This window comes from Luteolibacter flavescens (assembly GCF_025950085.1).
In the GTDB taxonomy this organism is placed as follows: Bacteria; Verrucomicrobiota; Verrucomicrobiia; order Verrucomicrobiales; family Akkermansiaceae; genus Haloferula; species Haloferula flavescens.
The window spans coordinates 1-1062 of sequence record NZ_JAPDDS010000068.1; the positions used below are offsets into that span (position 1 = coordinate 1).

The 1062-nt window shown below is 70.2% G+C and carries 2 protein-coding genes; both read left to right on the top strand.

Annotated elements, in window-relative coordinates:
• Positions 1–297 (top strand): bactofilin family protein (locus tag OKA04_RS24550; RefSeq protein ID WP_264503871.1); only part of this gene is annotated, 297 nt, incomplete at its 5' end.
• A 74-nt stretch (positions 298–371) separates the two neighbouring features.
• A protein-coding gene (locus tag OKA04_RS24555) for an IS5 family transposase (protein ID WP_264503872.1) occupies positions 372–1062 on the top strand; the annotation gives its coding sequence in 2 pieces (ribosomal slippage) (positions 372–699 and positions 699–1062; 692 coding nt annotated over the 2 pieces). This gene is flagged as partial in the annotation.

A 1062-nucleotide genomic window follows, 5' to 3' on the forward strand; every position in this document is an offset into this window, starting at 1 on the left:
GACCTCCATCTCGACGGCGCGGTCAACGGCGACGTCGACGTCGAGCGACTGACCATCGGCCCCACCGGATCGGTCGTCGGCGCCATCCGGGCGGATAGCGTGGAGATCCGCGGCCAAGTGTCCGGCGCCGTGACGGCGCGCCAGGTTCGCCTCAGCGCCACGGCCCGGGTGGACGGCGACATCAGCCACGCCGAACTGGCCATCGAGGCCGGCGCCCACTTCGAAGGCCGCAGCCTGACCCTGCCCGAGGCTCAGGCGACGGAGCCCGTCGCCCTGCTCAGCGCCGCCGCAGAATAGGCTAGGGTCTGGACCCATAAGCGGGATTCCGGACTTGGCCGAACAGTGCTTCAAGCTCTCAGAGGAGAGCGGGAATGACGGAATTCTGGCTGAGCGACGAGCAGTTCTCGCGGCTGAAGCCGCTGCTGCCCAACAAGCCGCGGGGCGTGCCCAGGGTCGATGATCGGCGGGTGATCTCGGGCATCGTGCATGTGCTGATGAGCGGTGGTCGGTGGGCGGATGCGCCGGCGGCCTACGGGCCGAGGAAGACGCTCTACAACCGCTGGGTCCGCTGGGCGAAGGCGGGCGTCTGGCGCCGGGCCTTCGAGGAGTTGGCCGCGTCGGGCGGACCGCCTGCCGAGCTGATGCTCGACAGCACCTGGGCCAAGGCGCACCGCTCGGCGGCGGGCGGAAAAGGGGGGCTCTCGCCAACGCCATAGGCCGCTCGCGCGGCGGGCGGACCACCAAGCTCCACGCCCTGGTCGATCAGCGTGGACGGCTCATCGCCTTCATCGTCACCGCAGGACAGCGCGGCGACGCCCCCGTCGCCCACGACCTGATCGCCATGTCCCCCGCCGCGAAGACCCTGGCCGCCGACCGCGCCTATGACAGCGACGCCCTGCGCCACCAGCTCTTGGCCCGCGGCATGCGTCCGGTGATCCCCAACGCACCCTACCGCAAGCGCCTGCATCCCTTCGACAGCGAAGCCTACAAGCGCCGCAATCTCGTCGAGCGCGCCTTCTGCCGCCTCAAGGACTTCCGACGCATCGCCACCCGCTACGACAA